Genomic DNA, 487 nt, shown 5'->3' on the forward strand with positions numbered 1-487 from the left:
GCAGGCTTTCATCCTCAAGACAGATAAGGTACAGCAGACGTTACCATATTCACTATGCCATGACCGATGTGAAACTGGGCACACGGCAGGTCCGTCTGTTCTTCTGCCGGCGCGGCAAAGCTGAGGGATGGAGAATGCTGCTCACTACCGATACATCGGTTGATTTCATGCGCGCATACGAAATCTACGCCATGCGTTGGGCCATTGAAGTCTTCTTTGCCGATAGCAAACGACTGCTTGGGCTGGCCGATTGCTCCGCACGGGACTTCACTGCCCAACTGGCACATGTTTCGCTGGTCATGATACGGTATAACTTATTGGCCTTACTGAAAAGAAGTCTGGATTACGAAACCATAGGAGGACTTTTCAAGGATGTGTATACAGGAGCCTACGAACTGACTGTTGTAGAGAAAATATGGCTAATAATTGTTGAAGTGGTGGGCATAGTTGCAGAACTCACTGGAGCAGATGAGGACACGCTGATGCG

At 49.5% G+C, this 487-nt stretch carries 1 protein-coding gene; it reads left to right on the plus strand.

The annotated features are described in order from the left end of the window. The coding region (locus tag I6E24_RS16675; RefSeq protein WP_235329834.1) for a transposase at positions 1-487 on the plus strand (487 nt) is incomplete at both ends.

The organism is Bacteroides caecigallinarum (assembly GCF_021530995.1).
Classification (GTDB): domain Bacteria; phylum Bacteroidota; class Bacteroidia; order Bacteroidales; family Bacteroidaceae; genus Phocaeicola; species Phocaeicola faecigallinarum.